The 18,538-nt window shown below is 41.9% G+C and carries 23 protein-coding genes; 6 read left to right on the forward strand and 17 right to left on the reverse strand.

Annotated elements, in window-relative coordinates:
* Positions 1-18: 18 nt before the first annotated feature.
* Positions 19-1,224, reverse strand: a complete 1,206-nt coding sequence (locus tag TCA2_RS03770) for an MFS transporter (RefSeq protein WP_338000031.1) — start codon at positions 1,222-1,224, stop codon at positions 19-21.
* Between the two features lie 158 nt (positions 1,225-1,382).
* On the opposite strand from TCA2_RS03770, the gene TCA2_RS03775 reads away from it, so the two are divergent.
* Positions 1,383-2,198 (forward strand): MerR family transcriptional regulator, encoded by an 816-nt coding sequence (locus tag TCA2_RS03775; protein WP_047910262.1) that lies wholly within the window; start codon positions 1,383-1,385, stop codon positions 2,196-2,198.
* A gap of 69 nt (positions 2,199-2,267) precedes the next feature.
* On the opposite strand, the gene TCA2_RS03780 is transcribed toward TCA2_RS03775, so the two are convergent.
* Entirely contained in the window at positions 2,268-3,461 is a 1,194-nt protein-coding gene (locus TCA2_RS03780) for a YhgE/Pip domain-containing protein (RefSeq protein WP_047910263.1), read from the reverse strand.
* 183 nt (positions 3,462-3,644) lie between these two features.
* Here TCA2_RS03780 and TCA2_RS03785 point away from each other — a divergent pair, with 183 nt between their 5' ends.
* On the forward strand, positions 3,645-4,274 hold the full coding sequence (locus TCA2_RS03785) for a TetR/AcrR family transcriptional regulator (protein WP_370510318.1): 630 nt from the start codon (positions 3,645-3,647) through the stop codon (positions 4,272-4,274).
* Positions 4,275-4,372: 98 nt separating this feature from the next.
* Here the strand turns inward: TCA2_RS03785 and TCA2_RS03790 are convergent, their stop codons facing one another.
* From TCA2_RS03790 to TCA2_RS03820, 7 genes are all read right to left on the reverse strand, one after another.
* Entirely contained in the window at positions 4,373-4,735 is a 363-nt protein-coding gene (locus TCA2_RS03790) for a DUF423 domain-containing protein (RefSeq protein WP_152557636.1), read from the reverse strand.
* A 73-nt stretch (positions 4,736-4,808) separates the two neighbouring features.
* Positions 4,809-5,342, reverse strand: a complete 534-nt coding sequence (locus TCA2_RS03795; protein ID WP_047910265.1) for a hypothetical protein — start codon at positions 5,340-5,342, stop codon at positions 4,809-4,811.
* A 54-nt stretch (positions 5,343-5,396) separates the two neighbouring features.
* A complete protein-coding gene (locus tag TCA2_RS03800) occupies positions 5,397-6,380 on the reverse strand; it encodes an aldo/keto reductase (protein ID WP_047910266.1) in 984 nt (327 codons plus the stop codon).
* 129 nt (positions 6,381-6,509) lie between these two features.
* Positions 6,510-7,232, reverse strand: coding sequence for a hypothetical protein (locus tag TCA2_RS26030; protein WP_052511722.1), 723 nt, complete (start codon positions 7,230-7,232; stop codon positions 6,510-6,512).
* A gap of 1 nt (position 7,233) precedes the next feature.
* Positions 7,234-7,683 carry an NUDIX hydrolase gene (locus tag TCA2_RS03810; protein ID WP_047910267.1) on the reverse strand — a complete coding sequence of 150 codons (450 nt, stop codon included), beginning with the start codon at positions 7,681-7,683 and terminating at the stop codon, positions 7,234-7,236.
* Positions 7,684-7,702: 19 nt separating this feature from the next.
* On the reverse strand, positions 7,703-8,611 hold the full coding sequence (locus tag TCA2_RS03815; RefSeq protein WP_047910268.1) for a DUF3885 domain-containing protein: 909 nt from the start codon (positions 8,609-8,611) through the stop codon (positions 7,703-7,705).
* Between the two features lie 25 nt (positions 8,612-8,636).
* Positions 8,637-9,212: a TetR/AcrR family transcriptional regulator gene (locus tag TCA2_RS03820; RefSeq protein WP_047910269.1), complete on the reverse strand. Its 576-nt coding sequence runs from the start codon at positions 9,210-9,212 to the stop codon at positions 8,637-8,639.
* 175 nt (positions 9,213-9,387) lie between these two features.
* Between TCA2_RS03820 and TCA2_RS03825 the strand changes: the two genes are divergently transcribed.
* Both TCA2_RS03825 and TCA2_RS03830 read left to right on the forward strand, forming a co-directional pair.
* A complete protein-coding gene (locus TCA2_RS03825; RefSeq protein ID WP_047910270.1) occupies positions 9,388-10,149 on the forward strand; it encodes a glucose 1-dehydrogenase in 762 nt (253 codons plus the stop codon).
* A 60-nt stretch (positions 10,150-10,209) separates the two neighbouring features.
* Positions 10,210-10,971, forward strand: coding sequence for an SDR family NAD(P)-dependent oxidoreductase (locus TCA2_RS03830; protein ID WP_047910271.1), 762 nt, complete (start codon positions 10,210-10,212; stop codon positions 10,969-10,971).
* Between the two features lie 110 nt (positions 10,972-11,081).
* Here TCA2_RS03830 and TCA2_RS03835 read toward each other — a convergent pair whose 3' ends face one another.
* The gene (locus tag TCA2_RS03835) at positions 11,082-11,726 is read right to left on the reverse strand and encodes a FusB/FusC family EF-G-binding protein (protein WP_047910272.1); all 645 of its coding nucleotides are present in this window, start codon (positions 11,724-11,726) and stop codon (positions 11,082-11,084) included.
* A gap of 395 nt (positions 11,727-12,121) precedes the next feature.
* Here TCA2_RS03835 and TCA2_RS03840 point away from each other — a divergent pair, with 395 nt between their 5' ends.
* A complete protein-coding gene (locus TCA2_RS03840; RefSeq protein WP_047910273.1) occupies positions 12,122-12,877 on the forward strand; it encodes an EcsC family protein in 756 nt (251 codons plus the stop codon).
* A gap of 113 nt (positions 12,878-12,990) precedes the next feature.
* Here the strand turns inward: TCA2_RS03840 and TCA2_RS03845 are convergent, their stop codons facing one another.
* The 3 genes from TCA2_RS03845 to TCA2_RS03855 form a co-directional block, all read right to left on the reverse strand.
* Positions 12,991-13,773, reverse strand: a complete 783-nt coding sequence (locus TCA2_RS03845) for a tyrosine-protein phosphatase (protein ID WP_193745981.1) — start codon at positions 13,771-13,773, stop codon at positions 12,991-12,993.
* Between the two features lie 213 nt (positions 13,774-13,986).
* A complete protein-coding gene (locus TCA2_RS03850) occupies positions 13,987-14,466 on the reverse strand; it encodes a hypothetical protein (RefSeq protein WP_047910274.1) in 480 nt (159 codons plus the stop codon).
* A 19-nt stretch (positions 14,467-14,485) separates the two neighbouring features.
* Positions 14,486-14,965, reverse strand: coding sequence for a GyrI-like domain-containing protein (locus tag TCA2_RS03855; RefSeq protein ID WP_047910275.1), 480 nt, complete (start codon positions 14,963-14,965; stop codon positions 14,486-14,488).
* Between the two features lie 106 nt (positions 14,966-15,071).
* Here TCA2_RS03855 and TCA2_RS03860 point away from each other — a divergent pair, with 106 nt between their 5' ends.
* Entirely contained in the window at positions 15,072-16,034 is a 963-nt protein-coding gene (locus TCA2_RS03860; RefSeq protein ID WP_047910276.1) for a YafY family protein, read from the forward strand.
* A 51-nt stretch (positions 16,035-16,085) separates the two neighbouring features.
* On the opposite strand, the gene TCA2_RS03865 is transcribed toward TCA2_RS03860, so the two are convergent.
* The 4 genes from TCA2_RS03865 to TCA2_RS03880 all read right to left on the reverse strand — a co-directional run bounded on the left by TCA2_RS03865 (position 16,086) and on the right by TCA2_RS03880 (position 18,499).
* Positions 16,086-16,886 (reverse strand): helix-turn-helix domain-containing protein, encoded by an 801-nt coding sequence (locus TCA2_RS03865; protein WP_047910277.1) that lies wholly within the window; start codon positions 16,884-16,886, stop codon positions 16,086-16,088.
* A gap of 21 nt (positions 16,887-16,907) precedes the next feature.
* On the reverse strand, positions 16,908-17,483 hold the full coding sequence (locus TCA2_RS03870; RefSeq protein WP_047910278.1) for a LysE family translocator: 576 nt from the start codon (positions 17,481-17,483) through the stop codon (positions 16,908-16,910).
* A gap of 365 nt (positions 17,484-17,848) precedes the next feature.
* Complete coding sequence (locus TCA2_RS03875) at positions 17,849-18,163, reverse strand: multidrug efflux SMR transporter (RefSeq protein WP_047910279.1); 315 nt, start codon at positions 18,161-18,163, stop codon at positions 17,849-17,851.
* 3 nt (positions 18,164-18,166) lie between these two features.
* Positions 18,167-18,499: a multidrug efflux SMR transporter gene (locus TCA2_RS03880; RefSeq protein WP_047910280.1), complete on the reverse strand. Its 333-nt coding sequence runs from the start codon at positions 18,497-18,499 to the stop codon at positions 18,167-18,169.
* Between the last annotated feature and the right edge of the window lie 39 nt (positions 18,500-18,538).

The raw sequence follows: 18,538 nt of genomic DNA on the forward strand, positions 1-18,538 counted from the left end.
GTCCGNGCTTTTTTTGGGTCATACATTACTCACAACATCATCCTTCATCGGATTGGTCTTTAAGCGAAGTGTAAAAATGACACAGGATAAGGTGATTCCGGCGGCCAGGAAGTAGGTACCCATAAGATCTAAATGATTCACAATAAATCCAGAGGATGCACTTCCGAGCAGCATACCTCCCATCATGAGCGGAATCATAATGCCATTCGTTCTTCCAATATACTCTTCCTTGATTTCTTGGATCATCATCGCACTGAAGGTGACCTGAAAGAAAGCGGTCGCCACACCGGAGAGTATTCTCGCGCTTGCTGTAACCAGCGGCCATACAGAGAGGACTTCAACCACGGTAATGAAAGCCCATATAGCCATTGTGACGGATATAATGACTCTGCGGTGACGGCTGATTTTCGCTGCTAATACAGCTGCGATGGCTCCCCCGACCAGCATGCCCACACCTTCCGATGCTGCAAACCACTGGACGTTCTCTTTAGGCAGTCCCAAGCGCTCCATGGTTACGAACACATCCAGCGGCTGCGTTATCCCCCACCCAAGACCCGATATGAGGAACATAATTGCAATGAGCTTCAAATTTGTGTTGCTCATTACATACGCAAAACCTTCTTTGATATCTTTTAGCGGTGAGGTCTTACTCACTCGTTCGGTTCGGCTCGATGACGGCAGGAATAGTTGAATAATGGCCGCTATTGTAAAGATAATAATCAATGCAGTAATGGAAGACGTAATTCCCAGCTGCGTATACACAAACGTTCCAAGCATCGGTCCGAAAATGGTGAACATAGCCATAAGACTCTGATTAAATCCAACAGCTGTACCCACCAATTCATTCGGAATGTGCTTTTTAAATAATACGGCAGATGAAGGCTGTGAGAACTGACTGACAATCGCCGAGACAACGGTAGCTGCAAATACCGCCTGCCATACCCCGATGGAAACCAGATATAGGATGGCTAACATGGATAAAGCACTTAACGTGTCGCCTAATATTACTGTTTTCTTGGGATTCCAGCGATCTGCAAAGGTACCACCAATCAGGGAGAAAATGAAGATCGGTAAGTACTCTAAGGCAGTTAGCAGTGAAACCGCGGTCGGATTATTGTTCGTTTGGTCCATGATGTAAAAAAGTAGTGCCATATTGCGAATCCATATCCCCATCTGCTGTAGCAGATCCGCTGACAGCACGATAAGAAATACTCTGTTTTTCATTAAAGAATTCATACTCCACCTCTAACTACCTTCTCTTCTAAGTTGTGAAATCATCACACTATACTAAACCATAAACTATCGGGTAACCCTATAGTCAAGTGCCCTGCTGATCTTTATAATTAGAGATGAATAATTGTAAATCCAAAGGAGTTGCCCCGTTGTCAAAAATTCAGAATAAATATTTTACCACTAGTGAGATTGCTAAAATCTGCGGCGTCACCAAGCATACCTTGTTTCACTATGATGAAATTGGACTGTTGAAGCCTGAATACGTTCATACGAACGGGTACCGTTATTACTCCATTCTGCAATGCTATACCCTTGATATTATTGATGTATTAAAGAAGACAGGGAGTTCTCTGAAGGAGATCAAGACATTCTTGCACAATCAAAGTACAGATCAGTTCGTTCATCTTATACAGCAAAAACAGAAGGATCTCAAGATCGAGCTCCAAAGGATGCTGCAAATGGAAAATTTGTTGGAAGATGCTCTGCATATGACGGAAAAAGCGAAAAAGGGACTTAGAAACATACCGGTTGAAGAGTATTGTGAGGAAGAATATTATATTGCCACTAGTATAGAGGAAAATAGTGATACAGACTTCGCCTTAAAATTAAGCGAGCATCGTAAATATTGTGAAGATCATTATATTATTCATTCATTTTCAGCCTGGACCATTATGCAGAGAGAGACATTTATATCAGGGAACTATTATCCGAATTATGTTGCGAACAAGATCCAGGAGCCGATTCCAGGAGAGAAGACCATCATTAAACCGAAAGGCTTATATGCCGTTATGGATCATGTTGGGTCTTATGAAACCATGAATACGACATATTCGAGGTTAAAAGAGTTTATAACGAGTCAAAACAGGAGGATAACGGGACAGGTATATGAGGAGGATCTGTTAAACTATGTTACCGAAAAGGATCATAACAACTTCATCATTCGAATTTCAGTCGGTATTTCTTAATAAAATCGGGCAATTTAACAGTGGAACAGGTGAACCAGTACGAATCCTGGTTCACCTGTTCTTGTGAAATCAATTTGCGGCCTCTGCGGTTTGATGTTCGTGATCTTTTTGTACTTTCACTGCTCTTACTGCTGTAGCAAGTATCACTAGCATGCTTACGATTCCAATCCACACAAGGACCGATAGATCAGAATTCCAGCTGAGCCCTTGACCAAAGAATAGTATTGGTCGAAGTCCTTCTACCATAAAGCGCATCGGCAGCCAGGAGTAAATGTAATCGTGATAGAACGGAGACAGCATTTCAGGTGCGAGTGACAATAAAGGTGCCCCGAAGAACAGTAATAAGGCAAATATGGCAATTCCCTTAAACCCGACTAAAGACATGACAGCCAATATCATTAACAAGTAACTTAGGGCAGTAATGGATAAAAATATGGCGGTATCATAGAAATCTGGAATATTTAATCCAACCATACCATCAACAATCCAAGTTAGACCGAACCCAATCACCAGCGCTGCAACAACTCCAATTAAGATCTGTCCGATTTTTAGCATGAGACTTTCTTTCTTCGTACGCAGCAGCATTTTGCTAGAAGCCATAAAAATAATGGCAGCCGTAGCTAAACTTCCTATCCACAAGGGCTGAAAAAGAGATACGGGAGCATTACCATTCGCGCTGTATTGACCAACCTCATTTACATTGATCACATTCTTGACAATTGGCATTGCTAGTAGTGATGCCTGTTCTGGTGTCAATGTCTGACCTTGTGCTTCAAACCCTTCAAGTATTTGATTGCGAACATTTACGTTCATGTTGTCAATGATTCCATTCAATATTTGACTCGCTGCTGAGGATGCCGCCATATGCATTCCTTGATTGATATAAATCTGCACCTCAGGAGATGAAGGCTCGGGTGACTGTAAAGATACTTGTTTGGCACTAAAGTCCTGAGGAATGACTAAGGCTGCATAATATTGCTGCTGATCTAATCCCTGCTGAACCGCGTCTGCATCCGTTACTTCTATCCATTGAACTGGAGCATCCTCTTCTGTACTTGTCGATTTCTGAACATTGTCAACGATGGTTTGCCCCATATTCATCTGAGGTTGACCTGGAGCCTCCACTCCTTCGTCCTCATTAACAATGGCAATAGGTAAGTTTTTGGCTTGTGGCTGAACCGTCGGAAATAATGTCAGTGAAAAAATAAACACAACAACCAACGCAATGACTGGCGCCATGATAAGAAGTTTGTTCTTGAACATAGGATTGAAATCCTCTCACTTTCCGTATAATATAGCTTGAAATGAACAACATGTTGTTTATCTGGAGCTTATTATAGCTGGAGAATGATCTGAATCCAATAATCAGAATTAGAAGATGCGTCGCTTAAAGTACACATGATAGCAAAGTGTTGGGTAGGAGGAAGGAACTTGAGTAATCAGAACATGGATCTGCGTGTTATTCGTACAAAAGAATCTATTCGAGAAGCATTAATTGAGTTAATGGAGGATAAAGGCTTTGAATCCATTACTGTAAAAGATATAACCACAAAGGCAAGAATCAACCGAGGAACCTTCTATGCTCATTATCAGGATAAGTTTGACTTAATGAGAAAATGTCAGGAAGAGCTTATGCATGAATTGGGACATTTGGCGGAAGAGAAATTCCCGGATATCGTTACCGAAATGAAGACCACTCCACAATTGCCTCTTACGATCGCTGTTTCCATTTTTAAATGTTTGCATAGAAACAAGCGGTTTATGAGAGCTGTTTTAAGTCCAAAAGGAGATCTGACCTTCCAAACCACACTGAAGCAGTTTATGTGGAACAAAATATTCGGAAACCGTTCACACCCTCTAATCAAAGAAGAGAATCTACTTGTTCCAGCTCCCTATTTAGCTTCATACATCGCCTCTGCCCACATTGGAGTGATCCAGCAATGGCTGAATAGTGAAGGAGAAGAAACTCCTGAACAAATGGCTCAAATTATATCCACAATTACCATTAATGGGCCGTTTTATGCAGCCGGTTTAAAAAATAACGGTGTCGATTCAACATCAGCGCATAAATATTAGGCGCTTGAATCTTCGAACAAAAAAAGGAAAGTACACTAATAAAATAGGTACTTTCCTAATTGATGATATATGATATCTTATTACTACTTCTTCATTCTCTACATTACGCCAATGGCAACAAGGATCCAGGCGACGATAAAGGAAAGCCCGCCCAGTGGTGTAATGGGACCGAGAATTCGGATCTTTTTCAGACTGAGTATGTATAAGCTTCCGGAGAACAACAGAATTCCAACCGCCATCAACCACCCTGCTGTTATGAGCAGTCCTGCTTCCGGATACTGACCCGCCAGAATTCCCACTATGATGATCGCTAACGCATGAATTAAATGATACTGGACACCGGTTTCGTATACTTTCTGTTTCCCTTCTTCGAATTTACTCTTAAGTAGATGCGCACCAAATGCGCCCAGAGCTACGGCTATAACCATCAGTATACTTCCAAGTACAATCAATATTTGCACTTAAGTTCATCTCCTCTAATGATTTCAACAACAATGACCTGATTGTATCACACATGAGGCCAATTTAAGAAGGCTAGCGCAGGAGGAGGATGTCCTTCGTATCTCTCAACCGGATCACTTTCTCATCGTATCGCTGGAGCTTAGACTCAAAATGCTCCCGGTTCTGCTCGAATTCGCTCGTCCATATGTACATCCTTCTAAGCATCGACAAATCCGGCTTGTAGTGACATCGTTCGATCCCAAGCTTTTGTTTAACAAATCGCGTCATGATCCGAATTTTTCGCTTCCATAGGGGAGGATCCAGGAATATAATCTTGTCCGCGATCGCATATAGACTTTGATAAGAATCCCGGTCGGTTCCTTCAAATATCCATGTTCCTTTCGCGTCAATTTCCCGGATCACTTCCATTTGTTCTGCTGCCGTGCGTTTAGATCTGCCTGCAGGAGTCAGGTGATGGACAATAGAGTCGAGCTCATACCAAGGTATACCGAGTTGCTTGGCTAAGTTTTGGGCCAAGGTAGTCTTGCCACTCGCGACAATGCCGATAATAAGAATCTTACTTCCAACGATTTCGGCATTGGCAGGATTTGAAGCCTTACTGTTCATTGAACCATTCCTTTATATCCAATCGGATAGCATACTTATGAGGCACTTCATTTATTAGTATGGTCCTCGAATGTAATCAACGACGTTCTCCTGGTAAAACTGCTGTATTTTTTGATGCTCTTCTTCTGAAAATGACTGGGTCTCCCGTGCCGTGAGATTATCCTTCACCTGCTGGACATTTTTAAATCCAGGGATAATAGAAGTGATCTCCTTATGATCCAGAATCCAGCGCAGCGCAGCACTAGCCATAGATGGACGGCCTTCTCCAATCCACCGTAACTGATCTGCAAGCTCCACCCCTTTCTTGAATCCAAGTCCGGCAAAGGTCTCCCCTACATTAAAGGCTTCTCCGTTCTCATTGAATCGGCGGTGATCATCCGCTTCAAACGTATAGTCTGCAGTAAACTTACCTGTCAGCAGTCCACTGGCGAGAGGCAGCCTGACGAGAAGTCCGACGCCGTTCTGATAAGCTTCAGGAATCAGTTGTTCTAATGGCTTCTGCCGGAACATGTTAAATATAATTTGCAGACTCTTCATGTTAGGATACTTCAAGCATATGAGCCCTTCTTCTACCGATTCCACACTTACGCCATAGTGCCGGATCTTCCCTTGTTCCTTGAGACGATCGAGCACTTCAAATACATGTCCATCCTTCAGGATTTCTGTTGCCGGGCAGTGAATTTGAAATAAGTCGATCGCCTCTCTGTCTAGCCTGCGCAGACTATCTTCACAATACGCAGATACTTGCTCGTAGCTGTAATTCGCTGGATCTGCAATATCTCCTTGGCGGCAGAATTTGGTCGCAATATATATTTGATCCTCTTTGCCCTTAGTTGCCTTAGCTAATAACTGTTCGCTGTGACCATCTCCGTATACATCAGCTGTATCGAAGAAATTCACCCCTTGTTCCATTGCATATTCCAGAGATCTTAACGCTTCCGTATCACTTGTCTTTCCCCATGAGCCTCCAATTGCCCATGTTCCAAAGCTTACTTCACTGATCTTCATGCCGGTATTTCCTAATTCGCGATAAATCATATTATAACAATCCCCTCTCACAAAAAAATCATCTACATGAACTCGGTTTCACCTATTCATAACCGCTCTAAACCAGAATAATATAACGCTTACATTTATGACAAGTCATATCCTTCCAACAACCCTATTCTAGTCTGCAATAAAATACTGGTTGACCACATCCAATCTATATTGAACTGTCTCCGCCTTAGCTTCGGATGTACCAGCCGACGTTCCTGGAGTGACGATTAAATATCCATTCTTATTGAATGGAAAATGTTCCATGGCGTAGTTTAAAGTATCGGTTGTTGCTCCATGATTAACAAACTTAAGAGGTGCAGCCTCTCCATTATCCTTATTAACCACAAATGCATAAGCAGATAAACCGTGACCGCCTGTATACTGAGGGGTCAGGAAATAAACATCCGCCTCTTCAAAGTTCACTTTTTCAAAGCTAATAGATTCTTTGGATGTCTGAATAAAAGACAGTTCTTTTAGTTCAGTTACCACTTGGTCTTTCCCATTAATTTTGTTGATCAGCTTGTAATTCCCCTGAAAAGTGTAATCTCCTTCTACACCTGCCGTACTCGGTGTATTTAGATGTCCTTCCTCTTCCTGTCCACTTGCTATGACGACTAGTTCTCCTAATGCAGTACTGCTTCGTGCTCTAATGGTGCCCTCTGGGTTCACTGTGTCTACCGTAATGATATTGGCATACTCCGAATTCGGAAAGATCGTTTTAACCCCTCGCCCCTCGCTATCCGAATAACGATCAGACGGCACCTTAATGGGGTCGGATGGGTCATCCTTGTTACAAGCCATAAGAACACTTAATATTAGCAATGAAGTCAAGATCTTAGCTGCTTTATTCATTTTACTCACCACTCTCTAAGTTAATCAATGTCAGCAACTCGGTTAAACCGTTAGGATATAGGAACCTTTCTCCATTTATAAATTCCGATATGGATATCCACTTTGCGATAGTTATCTTATCTTGCTCAGTTACTTGAAATTGCTCCACCTCATACAGATCCGGATCAACAAATTGAACGGCGTATACTTGTGTAATCTCATGTCCGATATTCTCATCAATTGAGAAGATATTCTCTATGCATTTTAAATACTGCTTCACTTTGATCTCTGCACCGATTTCTTCAAGGAACTCTCTTACAACGGTATCTTGAGAATATTCGCCGAATTCAGTGGTTCCACCAATGGGACGATAGTAAGTACCTGTTCCTTGGGAATGCTTACCCCATTGCTCCTCAACAAGGATCTGTGTATTCCGAATTACAATACCAAGCGCATTAGCACGTGGATTCAAGGCCCTTCACCCCTTCGTTCTATCTTTTCATTTGTTGATAGCTCCAGCCAGTATAGGCTCCATATTTCTTACCATACATGCTCATAAGATGGGTTTGATAGTCAATAAGAGTGATCATTTCAACTTTGCTTACTTCAAACTTAGTCCTTTTATTCTCTTCAGAAATCTGACGAACTGTAAAACCAGTTAAAGAAACTTCTTCTGCAAACTTAGTTGCATGAGCCGTAGGAATCTCAAAATGATGAGATACATTTGAAGTGTTATCTATAGTAAGATCCATTTTGGAGTCAGCTACTTTCTCGTCATTCAGTTTCTGTCGAAGCTCTCTCTCTTCCTTTGTCTCAGTAATACCCGTTAGCCCTTCATTAAAAAGCTGATCGATGTCGTATCGGTCGTAATCCAAGATCCATTTTCGATGCAGGTGATAGAGCGGTAACAAGACATTTTGATCCAAACTGCAAACATCACATCCACGATCACCATACATATGAAACAGTATGCCGTTTCTCTTATTATAAAGATAGATTTGACCATCGGAAGTTGGTTTTCGCGCAAAATCTGAGTTGTAGATACATTCAATGACATAGGCAATACGGATATCTTTCATTTTGACATCCACAGCCCATTGTCGTATATACATTTGATCATCTGGTTCTTCATACCAGTGAGACGTGGTGTAAGACCGCAGCTGTTTTATTTGCGTTCTGAAGAATCGCTTTAAGCGAATCTTATCTGTTGGCTTGTCCTTTACATCATGGAATGTGCGATGTATGAAGGTCACATCATCCTCCGGGTTAAAAATCGAACACAATATCGTATGTGCACGATGAAGACACTCTGTACGATATTCCTCATCCTTTAAAGACTCCACTCCAAGTTCATATCGAATACTTGCACCCTTGGTAATCATCTCTTCAACAATATTCACTCGGTGTATTTCCCTTCATTTCTATCTATTTATTAATATGATTCAGCCTAGCTATTTCAAGTGTCTGCTCTGTCATGTATTGTGCGGAATACTTATAATTTGACTTTATCCAATAGGATAACAGCCCTAATAGCGTAAATGCATTCTGATTAATTACAATCTCACGATTGATATGGTCAGGTACGCCGGGAAATAGGAAATCGAATTCTTCATTATAAATAATCGATATGGCATCCATTAATTTCTCTTGGAAACCCATATTCTCTTTCTTATAAAACAAACTAAAGGCTTCTGTATTTTCGCTCACATAATTAAAAATCTTAACTGTTGAGTAGGTCAAGAAGCGTATGTCATACTGCTCTCTCTTCCCTTCATAAGGCTCTTTAAATGCGACTACAAAGCCATTGATCGTATCCATTATGATCTCATCTAACAGATCTTCTTTGTATTGATAATGCGCATAGAAAGTCCCTCTCGTATAACCAGCAGTCAATACAATCTCCTTAATGGTGATCTCTCTAAGCTGCTTCTCGTTGAGTAAGGATATTAACGCAAGCTTGAGCGCCTTTTTGGTCCGGATTACGCCATTATTGTCTTTCACAATTAATTCTCCTTGTTATGTACATTTTGATTATTATTCTGAACAAATTATAAACAAATGTCTAACTTCGAACAAATGCAGGTTTGTTGTCAATTGAAGAAAGCGTTATCTCAGCAGTAAAATAGGTTGTGTCCAAAATTTGAACATATACGATTTAATAAGGAGAGTAATATAAATGAAACTTCAAGACAAAGTAGCCATCGTCACAGGTGCCGGTTCTGGTATGGGAAAAGCAATAGCAAGTTTATATGCACAAGAAGGCGCTAAAGTTATTGTTGCTGATATTAACCAAGACAGTGTAAATGCAGTAGTTGCCGAGATTAAAGCAAACGGCGGGGAAGCATTAGGTGAAGTGGTAAACGTGGCTAAGAAAGAAGATGTTGAGAAAATGATCAACGCAGCGACTTCAGCATTCGGTTCTTTGGACATTCTCGTTAACAATGCCGGAATTATGGACAACTTCACGCCTGTTGGTGATGTATCCGACGAGCTGTGGGATCGACTTCTTGATATTAACCTGAAGGGTCCATTTATGGCATGCCGCGCAGCCATTAACATTATGAAGGATCAGCCAAACGGTGGAGTTATCGTCAATAACGCATCTGTCGGCGGCTTGTTTGGGACAAGAGGTGGAGCAGCTTATATCGCTTCCAAGCATGGTCTGGTCGGATTAACAAAGAATATTGCAGCCACTTACGGCCGTGAAGGTGGTAATATCCGAGCGAACTGCATTGCACCAGGCGGTGTAAAAACAAATATTCAATCCACAATTACTGCTCCACATCCGCTGGGCTCCGCTGCACTTGCTGATGCAGGTTCTGGTAAACTGGCTGACCCCATTGAGATTGCACGTGTAGCCCTATTCCTTGGTTCGGATGATTCTAGCTTTGTAAACGGAGATGTTATTAAAGCCGATGGTGGATGGACTGCAAGATAATTGTAAGAATAACTATAATAGTCAACACATAATATTATCAAAGTTAGGAGAATGATTATAGTGGGAAGATTATCTAACAAGGTCGCCATTATAACAGGCGCAGCAAGTGGTCAAGGCGCTGTGGAAGCACGATTATTTGCCCAAGAAGGAGCAAAAGTGGTTGCTACGGATATGCAGGAAGAATTACTGCAGAAGGTAGTCGACGAGATTAACCGTGAATATGGTGATGCCGCCATCGCGGTTAAACATAATGTTGCGGAAGAAAGCGACTGGATTCATGTGGTCCAAGCTGCAATTCAAAAATTTGGCAAGGTTAATATACTCATCAATAATGCCGGTATTACGGGTAAATCTTTAGAGCTTCAGGATATTACGATTGAAGAATGGAATAAAGTGATGAATGTAAATGCGCTCGGAAACCTTTGGGGCATTAAACACGTTGTTCCAGAAATGCAGAAGCTCGGACAAGGCTCCATTGTAAATATATCTTCCCTTGCCGGCATAAATGGACTGGGTGGTATTGGTGCATATGGGGCTTCCAAAGGTGCGACGCGTACTTTAACAAAAGGTGCTGCAAGAGATCTCGGACCAAGTCATATCCGTGTCAATTCGGTCCATCCAGGCTTTATCGAAACAGCGATGATTACTCAATTTACATCTAATGAAGAGGTGAAGAACCACCTTCTGTCCCAGATTCCATTAGGATACTTGGGGAATCCCATCGATGTTGCTCATGCAGCTCTCTTCTTAGCTTCAGATGAATCAAGATTCATCACAGGTGAAGAACTGATTATCGATGGAGGTCAATCGATTAAAGAATAACAATGTAACTTAGCTCAAACGAATATACTATTGTAAAAAAGGTGGAGCAGCTACTAATTTGGTAGTCTGCCCCACCTTTTTTAATAAATTCTTGTAACAGCTTCTAATCTTTACTTTCCTGTGGAATGAATAAATCTTTCTAAGACAGAAGGATCTGTAATGTTATGGTTACATGCTTCCCCATCCATACAAACGTACTGGCCTATCGATGAGAAATTGTCTTGCGATCCGCCTTTTTTTGTCTTGACATTGAAGAATCCAAGCTCATGCTGCCTGTTACAGAACACACAGTACCCCTTCTTGTTTATCGGTGTGATTGAACCTTCGAGACCGACTAATTGCCCTTTATAAGGATACACGATAAACAAGCGGTTCGTAGCGATATCAATCCATCTCAAGTACGTGATATGGTTGTAATCGATCATTTCCAGATCCGGTACTTTGAGCTTCTTCACTTTGGGGAACAACTTCTGTATCTGTTTCTGTGTCACATGTGGAAATGGCACAATATAGGCTTCCAGGCTATCCAAATAATTCTGCAGCTCATGTGGCACCTCGTGGTTAGACAATTGCTCCAAAAGATGACGCTCTTCAACGTTCAATTCGTTAAAAGCCGCAATTGCGTTGCTCACTGTCGTACTTCTGACCGTATCCAGCACCTTCCGATCGGCAATCGTACGTAACGTTTTCAACAGGAAGTTTGCTTGTTTCTTAATTTCATTATATTGATGATTCTGAATAAATGGTGTTTGCATCGTCTTGAGCCCCTTATTATAAAGTAGTAAATGAATAAGGTGCAAAGCCGAATGCGGGCAAGGCATATCGATAACAAGGGCGGTCTAGCTACGATTATGATTGCGCCCTACACAAAGCTCGCCCCATTCAGGCTTTGCGTAAGGCGTTCTAGCGAACGAGCAATCCAGCACTGCTGCCAACATTGCCACGGTATAACCCCCAATTCAAATAATGTAACAAAATTATAACCGGATAAACGCATGGGAGCAACAATTATGGTCAAGACAAGTATTAGTAGGAGCTATGCCGTACGATACTGGACTTAAGTCGAGCATACGAACCTGCTATGGTCTGTTTACGCTGCAGCGGATTATCCATTAAAATATAGGCAAGACTTTTAGAGGAGCGATCATGAATGAATTATGAGCTTAAACTTCAGAAAGAAGTGGAAGATTGGGAACGCCAGCTCTTTAAACCACCGGGATGGCTCGAAAAAACATCGAAAACGATCGGCACTCGAATTAACCACATCATCCCCCCGAAGGTGCACACCGTTATAACGACTACCATCAAATCCATTGTTCGTACAGCATTATTTGGTGCAGAATATACTCCGAGACGCTCGGTTCAGCATGGTTTGGATCTAGAGACTGCAGATGAGGAAGCCAAGGAGCTGTTTACGCTCTACCAAAAAATCGCGGTAGCTGAAGGTGCTGGAACCGGTGCAGGCGGAATCATGTTCAGTATGATGGATTTTCCAGCTCTTATCGGCATCAAAATGAAGTATTTGTTCGAAACCGCGCATGTGTACGGTTATGACACCAAGCAGTTCTCCGAGAGAATATTTATTCTCAAGGTATTTCAGATGACTTATTCGGGTGCTGAGAACCGTGCCAATCTGCTCGATTCCATCAAGCATTGGCATATCGAGAAGGAACAATGGGTCTCTGACGCTGACTATTCCAAGAACATGGACTGGGAGTCCTTTCAGAAGGAATACCGAGATGCGATTGATTTTCGAAAAATGCTGCAGATGGTGCCTGGAATCGGTGCTATTGCAGGGGCATGGGCGAACTATACGATCCTTGAGGAGCTGCGTGAATTCGCTATGAATGCTTACCGACTGCGCAGATTACATGATGATGCTGAGGATAAGGGTACTAGCTATTGAATGGACCCCATATAAAAAATGAGAAACAGCTCAAATCCGTTTAACTGCTTGAACCGCAGTGAACTGGAATTGAGCTGTTTTACGAATCTTTTTCTACGAATGGTTCTAATCGTTTACTCTAGGCAGAAATCTTGCAGCTGTGCTCGCAGCTCTGCTGTCATACCAAATTCTTGTTCCAGGAATGCCTCAATGGTGCCATAGCTATTCTTGATCGTTACAAATACAGCCTCCATAAATTCCCGGCGAAGCTCAAGATTGGCAATGACTTCATCGACTTCTTCTGGCGATAGGACGAAGGCAAGCTGTTCTCTCATCTTATTATTCATAGGAATAAGCGTGGTATTAGAGATCAGGTAGTCCTCGATAATCGTTTCTTCAGGGACACCTAGTGCCAGCAGGATGAGTGCTCCGCCCACACCGGTTCTGTCACGTCCACCTGCGCAGTGATGAAGAATACCCAGATTGTCTGTGTTCATGATCGTCGTCATCAGATTTCGGTAGGATTCATTCTTGATTGCCATCTGTATATACATCGCTTCCAGAGCTTCCGGTGTCATACTCTTTAGATAGCTTGCATGATACGTTTCTTTATCATCTACAGGAACCTCTTGTTCCAATACCGTAAACCGCAGATTAGATACTCCTGGAAACAAGGGATCGGGCTTCTGCTCTGCTTCCTTATCTGTTCGATAATCAAAAATCGTCTTGATACCAAGTGATGTAAACAGCTCTACATCCTTAGCAGTCATTCCGGTAAGCTCCGCCGATCTGAAAAACAGACCATATTTCACCTTCCTGCCGTCCATGCTCTCATATCCACCCATATCACGGAAGTTCAATACCCCTTCAAACGGAAGTACACGGTTATTCGGATAATGCTCTAATATCATCGACATGATCATACACCTCTTAAGTTTAATTTTGTATGCAACTTGTATGTAAGTGCTATGAATTCATCATAACGATGATTTGTATGTAGAATGTTTTATTAAACTACACTTATTGTAAAATCATTAAACACCTATCAAATCCAAAATAAAAAGAAACAGCCCAGACCCAATTGCCTGCAAGCAAGCAGACTTTGAGCTGAGCTGAGCTTATGTTGTACCTTACATATTCTCTATCTCATATTGTCCCTTGATGACAAAGAATGATCCGCGAATCGTGCCGGCTAGTTTCGATTTTTGCCTCGCGAACTTGAACTTCCCTTCCAGCTCCTCTGGCACTTCAATTCCTTCCGACAGCTTGAATCCAACCGCACGCTTCTTGGGATCATCGACTGCATACATTACATTGACCGAAAGACCGTTGTCGTAAAATACATAAGCAAACTTCATATTTTCCACCTGGAATCGCGAGGTTTCCAAAGGCTTAGCTGCAAAGCGAATGTCACGTTCTTCACGCAATATACGGTTCACATAATCCAGTGTTTCTTGGCTCTCGCTGGCAGGGATCACCGTAAACACGTGCTTATACTTGTTCATAAAATATCGAGCTTCATTGGCGCGCAGCCCGGCAAGCGCTTCAGCTGCGGTTGAAGACTCCAAGCCAGCTTTGGACACACGGGTATAGTCTACAATATAGGACATTTATTCTACCTCACTTTATCTATTTTCTAACGACAGGAATCCACATCTCTCCATAAACATGGCCATCTCGTTCTCCCATTTCAACCGTAGCATTAGGGCCTCCGACATAAGCAACTTCGTTCACTTCCGGCAATACTTGACCGAAGGCAATGCCTGTGAGCATGCTGCTGAGTTCTCCGGGTGTGTTCGCTTCTCCTCTGACAACCAGATATTCACCTTCAGGAAATTGGATGATTCGGGTCTGTTCTGGCAGCGTTGCCTCTGTCATTACGCCTGCATAGTACATCATTTTGTTATTTACGGCTTCGTTCACAGCGAATACATACTCATTCTCGGCCACTGATTTTAAACGTTCAAATCTGCCATCCTGCTCAATCGTGCTCCAGAATTCTGTCTTCTCTTTATGAATACCAGCATAATCCGTATAGTCACTCTTTAGCTCAGTGCCAATTCCCAATACGATAAAGCTTTCTTTTTCCTCGATTACATAGTTGCTCATGTTAAGCACCTTCCTCTTCTTTTTTTGTTATAATTTGAGTTTTCACTTGATGGGTTTATAATAAACTTTAATCATGTCAAAAAATGATACTGTTTAGAGGTGCCGGATGAAAAAAGTAGAAAGAATAAACATCATCATGCGATATATCAACAACCGAGCCCAATTTACGATTTCGGAAATCATGCGAGAATTTAATATTTCTCGTTCAACCGCGATTCGGGACATTAGAGAGATTGAAGCCATGGGCATGCCGCTTGTGGCGGAGGTTGGAAGAGACGGGGGTTATTTTGTAATGAATAACTCCGTGCTTCCTACGGTTCGCTTTACTGATAATGAGATCAAAGCTCTATTTATTGCATTTATGGCTACAAGAAACCAACAGCTTCCTTATCTAAAGAGCCGCCACTCTTTAACTGAAAAATTACTCGGACTCCTCTCTCAGAACCTGCAGGAGGATCTTGTTGTTCTGAATCAAATACTACGATTTGAAGGTACGAATCCGCACAATCCTGACCTGCTTGATCTGTCAGATCTGCCGCATCCTGTATTAGAGAAGCTGATTCAAATATTGCTGGCCGATTGTTATTTGCTGGTTACCGTTAAGGAAGCGACGGAAATAAGATCCTACCCTATTTATCTCTTGCATTTGTACCGTGAGAAAAGTGTGTGGCTAATCGAAGGGTTTAATTTAGAAGAAGAAAAAAGGCAGATCATCCCTGTCGATCATCTGCTCGACGTGGTCACCTACCCTGTGAAGAGAAGAGAAAGTAAGAAAAAAATCCTTGGAAAATTAAATAAGCAGGAGGAAGTCAATAATCTTGTTGTTGAGCTTGGTCCTAAGGCAATTACGCAGTATAAAAAATATCATCCGCTCCATGTCTCCATATCCTACACGAATCCATATCAAACCACGGCCTTGCTTAAGATGTTCGTAAATACTCATCATCCGGAAGAGCTCACTGAGATAACAGATTGGCTGCTCTTCTTAGGTAAGGATATTAAGCTGCGAGAAGTGCCTGCTGCAATTTCAATTGAGATAGAGAAAAGGCTAGGAATATACCGCATATAGATCATGTTCATTAATGCACAGCTTTCAAGCTAAGCTATAGTTATTGGGCCATCACCTATGTATATGAGTCATATATTCATATGCGGTTAAGCCATACACACTTTTGAAATGCCTGTTCAAATGGGTGAGATCAACGAATCCGCAGGCAGCTACGGCGAGATAAATATCTCTGCTCGCTTCAATGATCTGCTTCGCACGTTCTACTTTACAGTTCAGAAAATATTGATACGGTGAAATGCCAGTATGGGCTTTGAACATCCGAATAAACTGAAATTTGGAGCACTCCAGTTCCCTGCATATATCATCCAGCATGAGAACCTGATCTAGATTGGCACGAAGCATATCCTTTGCAATGGAGATGAACCTGTTGTCTTGTTTGGCATCAGCGATAGCGATAGAATCGACTTGAAATAGACGATCTGTAAGGGAGAGAAACAATTCAATACACAGTGCCTCATCCTTCTCATTTAACACGTGATAAGACAGGCTTAATATTTGCTGCTTTAGCATGCGATCATACACAATAGGCTGTGAGAACTGTACAACATCTTTTTGATGAGCGGCCTCCAAAAATAATTGGGGCTCCACATAGAGCATCACATATTCCAGTCCCGAATGATCATGAGCCATCCCGTCATGAGCCATCCCGTCATGAGCCTGTTCCGGATTAAATATCATGACCCCGTTCGGATAAGATAATTGTAAGCCTCCATCCAAAGTATAATGCTGTATACCTCGCAACGTAACACCAATGGCATACTCCTCATGTGCATGTTTTTTATATTTAAACTCGGTCATATTCGCTGATAACACTGTAATGCCTGCTGATTTTTTATATATAAACTGTTCCATTCGTCATACCTCCTCACTTGCTTATATCCATATCATGAATGCTGCATACATGAGGCAGATCCCCATGATCAAGTTAACGAGCCTCTGATGTTTCTGCAGAAATGCTTTAAACAAAGTTCCGAATATAACCCATGTCATAAATGCCGCAAATCCGACGAGTGTAATAACCATAATACCAAACATCATTACCGCTGCCGAGTTATTATAGGGCATGATAAAAGTCGGTATAACTGTCAGTGTGAACAGCACTACCTTAGGATTGAGAAATTGCATAAGTAAGCCGGACCAAAACGTAGCCAGTTGCCTGGGACCTGCGTCAGATGACTTCTTCATACAGATCAGATAAGCAAGATACACCATATACAAGCTTCCAATGATTTGCATGACAATCAATATTTTAGGCAGTATTGTTGTCAGCACTGAATTTAATATAGCAGATAAGAGCAGTAATAAGGCAAAACCTATCGTCGCTCCATACGTATATTGGATTGCTCTTTTGGTTCCGTATTGCTGTACCGTCGACATAATGACGATATTGGTAGGTCCCGGAGTAAATGTCGCGATGATGCAATAGATCAGAAAAGATGTCATATTCATAAGAACCTCTCTCCATATGTGGTCCTCATATCATACATCTTGGATTACTGAGCCTATAGTACATTATTGCAGCTTCGTGAGTAGACACATAGTAAATATTATGTAAACTTACGTACTTCGATGCAAAATTACAGTTGCATTTTATCTAGACCTTGTGCAATCCCTTTTTCAATTAATGGACGTAGATTCGTTGTCAGTGTGGTAACGTGCAAATGTTATAAATATATTAGATTTTATTGTTTTGAATTTTTCATATGTTGAAATAATTATATGTTGATTCGGTTTCTAGCCCTTCAAGCCCTAATAGATACAAAAATTAAGCGACCCAAGAACGGGCCGCTTCTAGATCAATATCTGAAATCGGGTCAGCTGACTAGCTTTAATCCAACTGCTGATCCCAGTACCATGGCAATGAACACAATTCTTAAAATATTCCTTGGCTCACCGTAAAAAATCATACCCAAAATGGCTCCACCCGATGCCCCTATTCCTGTCCATACCGCATATGCTGTTCCCATCGGCAGAGTTTTCATAGCAAGAGATAAGAACAAGAAGCTCAGTCCAAATCCAGCGACCAGCAGTAGAAATGAGACGACATTCCGATCTTTGTTCAGCTTGTTAATCATAAGAACACCGAACATTTCGAAGAGACCCGCTAATATAAGATAAAACCAATCCATGATTTACGCTGCCTCCTTCTTTTCTTTACTCAGCATTTTAAGTCCAATGACACCTAGCAGCAGCAATACAATCAGCGCCATCTTCTCCAGTTGCACAGGAGAGCCGAACAGTATAATTTCAGCCAGCACTGTACCTGCGGTGCCCAATCCAACGAATACGGCGTATACCGTACCTACTGGCAGGAAGCGGGAAGCTCTGATCATCAAGGTAAAACTTACGATGATGGCAATCACGGTAGCCCCCCATTCGAGGATCCCACTCGCATGCTTTAGACCAATAACCCAACCTACTTCGAACACTGCGGCGATAATAACAGACAACCACGTTTTGTTCATGTGTATCACACTCCTTTTTAAAATTACACTGCATGTATT

This window comes from Paenibacillus sp. TCA20 (assembly GCF_000732325.1).
GTDB lineage: Bacteria > Bacillota > Bacilli > Paenibacillales > Paenibacillaceae > Paenibacillus > Paenibacillus urinalis.

Coding starts and splice junctions, on each gene's coding strand:
- TCA2_RS03850 (WP_047910274.1), bottom strand. CDS start 14,466: ATGTCCTATATTGTAGACTATACCCGTGTGTCCAAAGCTGGCTTGGAG.
- TCA2_RS03800 (WP_047910266.1), bottom strand. CDS start 6,380: ATGATTTATCGCGAATTAGGAAATACCGGCATGAAGATCAGTGAAGTA.
- TCA2_RS03780 (WP_047910263.1), bottom strand. CDS start 3,461: ATGTTCAAGAACAAACTTCTTATCATGGCGCCAGTCATTGCGTTGGTT.
- TCA2_RS03840 (WP_047910273.1), top strand. CDS start 12,122: ATGAATTATGAGCTTAAACTTCAGAAAGAAGTGGAAGATTGGGAACGC.
- TCA2_RS03860 (WP_047910276.1), top strand. CDS start 15,072: ATGAAAAAAGTAGAAAGAATAAACATCATCATGCGATATATCAACAAC.
- TCA2_RS03855 (WP_047910275.1), bottom strand. CDS start 14,965: ATGAGCAACTATGTAATCGAGGAAAAAGAAAGCTTTATCGTATTGGGA.
- TCA2_RS03865 (WP_047910277.1), bottom strand. CDS start 16,886: ATGGAACAGTTTATATATAAAAAATCAGCAGGCATTACAGTGTTATCA.
- TCA2_RS03785 (WP_370510318.1), top strand. CDS start 3,645: ATGGATCTGCGTGTTATTCGTACAAAAGAATCTATTCGAGAAGCATTA.
- TCA2_RS26030 (WP_052511722.1), bottom strand. CDS start 7,232: ATGAATAAAGCAGCTAAGATCTTGACTTCATTGCTAATATTAAGTGTT.
- TCA2_RS03795 (WP_047910265.1), bottom strand. CDS start 5,342: ATGAACAGTAAGGCTTCAAATCCTGCCAATGCCGAAATCGTTGGAAGT.
- TCA2_RS03835 (WP_047910272.1), bottom strand. CDS start 11,726: ATGCAAACACCATTTATTCAGAATCATCAATATAATGAAATTAAGAAA.
- TCA2_RS03870 (WP_047910278.1), bottom strand. CDS start 17,483: ATGAATATGACATCTTTTCTGATCTATTGCATCATCGCGACATTTACT.
- TCA2_RS03770 (WP_338000031.1), bottom strand. CDS start 1,224: ATGAAAAACAGAGTATTTCTTATCGTGCTGTCAGCGGATCTGCTACAG.
- TCA2_RS03880 (WP_047910280.1), bottom strand. CDS start 18,499: ATGAACAAAACGTGGTTGTCTGTTATTATCGCCGCAGTGTTCGAAGTA.
- TCA2_RS03845 (WP_193745981.1), bottom strand. CDS start 13,773: ATGTCGATGATATTAGAGCATTATCCGAATAACCGTGTACTTCCGTTT.
- TCA2_RS03875 (WP_047910279.1), bottom strand. CDS start 18,163: ATGGATTGGTTTTATCTTATATTAGCGGGTCTCTTCGAAATGTTCGGT.
- TCA2_RS03825 (WP_047910270.1), top strand. CDS start 9,388: ATGAAACTTCAAGACAAAGTAGCCATCGTCACAGGTGCCGGTTCTGGT.